Here is a 4,702-nt window from a genome sequence, read left to right as displayed (position 1 = left end):
CAAGTGCTTTCCCGGTCGAAGGGGGGTTGCTTTATGCCAGGCAACGGCACCAGGAAGGCGCCGGCGGGCGGAAATTCAAAGAGAATGACCACAGAACTGATCGGGCTGCTCCCCGTCCCCTTTCACCCGAGTCCCTTCCGGGAACGCGGCGGCGGCGCGCGGACCCCGGGGATCGACGCCCCGTGGTCCCGCCAATACAGAGCGCCGCCGCTTTCCGCCCTCGACCGGGACCCGCCCCGCGACCCATCGTCCTACTCAGGAGTAGCGGGGCCACAGTTAACCAGCCTGTCACATGCCTCGCAATCCCCTCGAAAGTAGAACTTGGCCCCCGCAATTGCTCACGGGAGTGACAAAAGACCCGGTCACCGGCATGGGCGGTCGCGCACCGGACGCTCACCCGATGACAAAGGTTGACAACTCAACACGGACAATGCGATTACGGAGCGTTAAATGATCTCCGTGCGGGCGGTGCCGGCGGCCGCCCGGTCCCGGCCGCTACCTGGCCGGGTACTCGTGCACGACCACGGCCGCGGCGCGCACCCCGGGGTGCCGCTGCAGCACCGCCTCGATCTCGCCCAGCTCCATCCGCACGCCGGAGATCTTCACCTGCCGGTCCACGCGCCCCAGGTACTGCAGCGTGGGCCGGTCCTCGCCGCCCGCCCCCGCGGGCAGCAGCCGCACCGCGTCGCCCGTCCGGTAGAGCCGCCCCGTCGGCGACGCGCCGAACGGGTCCCGGTAGAAGGCCTCGCGGGTCCGCTCGTCGTTGCCCAGGTAGCCGCGGCCGACGGCCACGCCGCCGACGAACAGCTCGCCGGTCTCGCCGACGTCGCAGGCCGTCCACGTGCCGTCGTCGCCCTCCCGCAGGACGTGCAGGCGCGCGTTCACGACGGGGGTGCCGATCGGCAGCCGCAGCAGGTCCAGGTCCCCGGCGGTCACCGTGTGGTGGGTGACGTCGTCGGAGCACTCGGTGGGGCCGTAGGCGTTGAGCAGCCGCGCGTGCGGCATCGCCTCCAGCCAGCGGCGCGCCAGCTCGGCGGGCAGCTCCTCGCCCGTCGCGATCATCCAGCGCAGTCCGCCCAGGCTGCCCTCGGGGGCGCCGGGCAGGTCGTCCAGCAGGTGCCGGACCATGGTCGGGACCAGCTCGACGACGGTGATGCCCTGGTCGTCGACCGCCCGCGCGAACGCGACCGGGTCGTGCGCCACCTCGTCGCCGATCACGTCCACCCGGCCGCCCACCAGCAGCGGGGCCAGCATCTGCCAGATCGAGATGTCGAACCCGAGCGGCGCGGTGAACGCGAGCACGTCGTCCCCGGTCAGCCCCAGGTCGACGATCTTGGCCCAGAGGTGGTTGAGCATCCCCTGGTGCTCGACGACGGCGCCCTTCGGCCGGCCCGTGGACCCGGACGTGAAGAGCACGTACCGGGGGCGGTCCAGGCCGTGCAGGCGCGGCTCGCCCGCCCACGGCGCGAGGCCCGCCGCGTCCGCCGCGCGCAGCACCCGGCACCCAGCCGCGGCGGCGCCCTCCAGCAGCGCCGGCGCGCTCCCGCCCTCGTCCACCGCCACCAGCACCGACGCGCCCGCCTGGTCGAGGACGTCGCGGACGCGCCCGGCCGGCCAGGTCTCGTCGGCCGGCACGTACAGCGCGCCGACCAGCTCGATCGCCAGGAACGCCGCCACCACCGCGGCGCAGCGCCCGCCGCCGACGCCGACCACGGTGCCGGGCTCGACGCCCGCGCCCTCCAGCAGCGCGGCCAGCCGGCGGGCCTCCGCCGCGAGCCCGGAGTAGGACAGCGACCGGGTCCGGTCGGCCACCGCGGGCCGGTCCCGCTCGGCGGCGAACCGCTCCACCCGGGTGATCAGCGGGTCGGCGAGGTCGACGCCGTGCTCGCGCACCAGGCCGTGCCGCGCCGCCAGCTCCCGCGCCCGGTCCGCCTCGCCGGCGGGCACGGCGAGGACGGGCAGGCCGTCCAGGGGCAGCAGCCGATCCACGGCCGGGCCGCGAGCGCTCATCTTCACTCTCCGTGATGTCGTTCTTCTCCACCGTCATCGGCAAAAGAAGTGGAGGCCATAGCTTATGTCCGGCTCCGGTCGGCGCCGCTCCGGATTCCCTAGATTGGACCCTACTCGCAGGTAATCGGGGGTTGCGACGGAACATGCCCGAAGGTACGGTGAGGCTCCGCCATGGTCTGGCGTGAGGCCCGCGGCGACTTCGGGGGAAGATGAGGGAATTGTTTCTTCAGTCCAGGGTGACAGCGTGCCGATAATCACCTCGCCGCAGGATTTCAATGTGGACGACCTTTACGTCGATCTGCGCCACGTCCTCGACCGTCCACTCTTCCTCAAATGCGAGGGATTCAATTTCGCCGGCTCGGTGAAACTGAAGGCGGCGGCCGCGATGGTGGAGGCCGCCGAGCGGGAGGGCGTGCTCTCCCCCGGCTCGACGATCGTCGAGTCGTCCTCCGGCAACCTCGGCATCGCGCTCAGCCTGATCGCCGCCGACCGGGGCCTGCGGTTCGTCTGCGTCACCGACCCGCGCTGCAACCCCGCCTCGGTGCGGGTCATGCGCGCCCTCGGCGCCGAGGTCCGCGTCGTCGCCGACAAGGACGCCAACGGCGGCTACCTCGGCGGCCGCATCAAGTACGTCCAGGACCTGTGCGCGTCCGGCGACGGGTACGTCTGGCTGAACCAGTACGCCAACCGCAACAACTGGCTCGCCCACTACCGCGGGACCGCGCCGGCGATCGACAGGCAGTTCCCCGACCTGGAGGTCCTGTTCGTCGGGGCGGGCACCACCGGCACCCTCATGGGCTGCGCCCGCTACTTCCGCGAGCACCATCGCCCCGTCACGATCGTGGCGGTCGACGCCGTCGGCTCGGTCACCTTCGGCGGCATCCCCGAGCAGCGCATGGTCCCCGGCCTCGGCACCAGCGCGAAGCCCGCGCTCGTCGACGAGTCCTACATCGACGACGTCGTGCACGTCGCCGAGCCCGACACGATCCGCACCGTGCACGCGCTGTCCTCGCGCGGGTTCCTGTTCGGCGGCTCGACCGGCACCGTGGTGTCCGGCGCGTCCCGCTGGCTGGACGCCAAGTACCCCGGCGAGCAGCCCGTCGCCGTCGCCATCGCGCCCGACCTCGGCGAACGCTACCTCGACTCCATTTACGACGAGGGCTGGCTCGGCGAGCACTTCGGCGACCTGCTCCCCGGCCTCGATCTCCCGGCCGCCGGTATTCTCGGCGTCTGATCATCCCGAGCAGCGCGAAAAGGACACGGAGTTCCCCCATGACGCAGGCCCCCACGTTCGCCGTGATCTCCGGCGCCCAGGTGCACGACGCGATCGCCGGGCGCGAGCGGCAGGTCATCGGCATGGTCGAGGCGGCCTACCGGCTGCACGGCGAGGGCGCGACCGTCAACCCCGACTCCTACTTCCTGCGCTTCCCGGACCGTCCGTCCGACCGGATCATCGCGCTGCCCGCCTCGGTCGCGGGCGACGTCGGCGTGCACGGCATCAAGTGGATCTCCAGCTTCCCCGGCAACGTCGCGAACGGGATCCCCCGCGCGTCCGCCGTGCTGGTCCTCAACGACGCCGAGACCGGCTACCCGTTCGCGTGCCTGGAGAGCTCCATCATCTCCGCCGCCCGCACCGCCGCGTCCGCCTCGCTCGCCGCCGCGACCCTCGCCGACAAGCGCGGCGACCGGCCGCGCCGCGTCGGCTTCGTCGGCGTCGGCCTCATCGCCCGGTACATCCACACCTACCTGGCGGGCAACGGGTTCGCGTTCGACGAGCTCGGGATCCACGACCTGTCCCGCGAGCACGCCGAGGGCTTCAAGGGCTACCTCGAACGCTCCGAGAAGGGCACGGTCACGATCCACGACTCCGCGGAGTCGCTGATCCGCTCGTCCGACCTGATCGTGTTCGCGACCGTCGCGGGCGAGCCGCACGTCACCGACCCGGCCTGGTTCGCGCACAACCCGCTCGTGCTGCACGTGTCGCTGCGGGACCTCTCCCCCGAGATCATCCTGTCCGCGTACAACGTCGTGGACGACGTCGAGCACTGCATGAAGGCCAACACGTCCCCGCACCTGGCCGAGCAGCAGGTCGGCAACCGCGACTTCGTCGCCGGCACCCTCTACGACGTCCTCACCGGCGCCACCACCCCGCCCGCCGACAAGCCGGTGGTCTTCTCGCCGTTCGGCCTCGGCGTCCTCGACCTCGCCGTCGCCAAGTACGTCCACGACCAGGTCACCGCCGCCGGGACCCTGAACACGATCCCCGGCTTCTTCCACGAAATGAAGCGCTACGGCTGACACCCCACCCGAACCTATAGGCACGGTGTGACGGGGCGAGTGCGCCTCGTCACCGGAGGGGCGGGCTCGTTACGGCCCGGTGGGTAGGCGGGACGGGAGCGGGCACGTTTCCGCCATGGACGAGCGAGACGATCCGCGTGGGGACGTTCAGGAGCTGAGCGACTTCGAGCTGGCGGTGTACGAGACCGTGGCGGAGATCGACGTCGAGGGCCGCGCGGCGGACTTCGAGACGATCGAGGAGCTGATGAAGGCGCCCGAAGAGGACCTCTGGGCCGCGCTCGGGCACCTGGTGTCGATCAACCATCTGCACTCCACCCCGAAGGGTTACGTCCTGGGCCCGCACGACTGGGACGCGTAACATCGAGGGTGCGGGCGTCCCGGTGAGCGGGAGCGG

4 protein-coding genes are annotated in these 4,702 nt (G+C 71.5%); 3 read left to right on the top strand and 1 reads right to left on the bottom strand.

Going from position 1 to position 4,702, the window contains the following annotated elements; all coding sequences use genetic code 11:
• Positions 1–495: 495 nt before the first annotated feature.
• Entirely contained in the window at positions 496–2,010 is a 1,515-nt protein-coding gene (locus AB0C78_RS32710; RefSeq protein ID WP_360755448.1) for an amino acid adenylation domain-containing protein, read from the bottom strand.
• Between the two features lie 277 nt (positions 2,011–2,287).
• On the opposite strand from AB0C78_RS32710, the gene sbnA reads away from it, so the two are divergent.
• The 3 genes from sbnA to AB0C78_RS32695 all read left to right on the top strand — a co-directional run bounded on the left by sbnA (position 2,288) and on the right by AB0C78_RS32695 (position 4,666).
• Positions 2,288–3,244: a 2,3-diaminopropionate biosynthesis protein SbnA gene (gene sbnA / locus AB0C78_RS32705; RefSeq protein ID WP_360755446.1), complete on the top strand. Its 957-nt coding sequence runs from the start codon at positions 2,288–2,290 to the stop codon at positions 3,242–3,244.
• 38 nt (positions 3,245–3,282) lie between these two features.
• The gene (gene sbnB, locus AB0C78_RS32700) at positions 3,283–4,308 is read left to right on the top strand and encodes a 2,3-diaminopropionate biosynthesis protein SbnB (RefSeq protein WP_360755443.1); all 1,026 of its coding nucleotides are present in this window, start codon (positions 3,283–3,285) and stop codon (positions 4,306–4,308) included.
• A gap of 115 nt (positions 4,309–4,423) precedes the next feature.
• The gene (locus AB0C78_RS32695) at positions 4,424–4,666 is read left to right on the top strand and encodes a hypothetical protein (RefSeq protein ID WP_360755440.1); all 243 of its coding nucleotides are present in this window, start codon (positions 4,424–4,426) and stop codon (positions 4,664–4,666) included.
• The last annotated feature ends 36 nt before the right edge of the window (positions 4,667–4,702 follow it).

Origin of the sequence: Actinomadura sp. NPDC048394, assembly GCF_040651755.1 — a bacterium.
Classification (GTDB): Bacteria; Actinomycetota; Actinomycetes; order Streptosporangiales; family Streptosporangiaceae; genus Spirillospora; species Spirillospora montaniterrae.
Note: the sequence above shows the minus strand (reverse complement) of the source record. Positions and strands in the feature narration are given on the sequence as shown.

Excerpts from the sequence above, each read along its gene's own strand:
- AB0C78_RS32695 (WP_360755440.1), top strand. The coding sequence starts at position 4,424 with ATGGACGAGCGAGACGATCCGCGTGGGGACGTTCAGGAGCTGAGCGAC.
- sbnB (WP_360755443.1), top strand. The coding sequence starts at position 3,283 with ATGACGCAGGCCCCCACGTTCGCCGTGATCTCCGGCGCCCAGGTGCAC.
- AB0C78_RS32710 (WP_360755448.1), bottom strand. The coding sequence starts at position 2,010 with ATGAGCGCTCGCGGCCCGGCCGTGGATCGGCTGCTGCCCCTGGACGGC.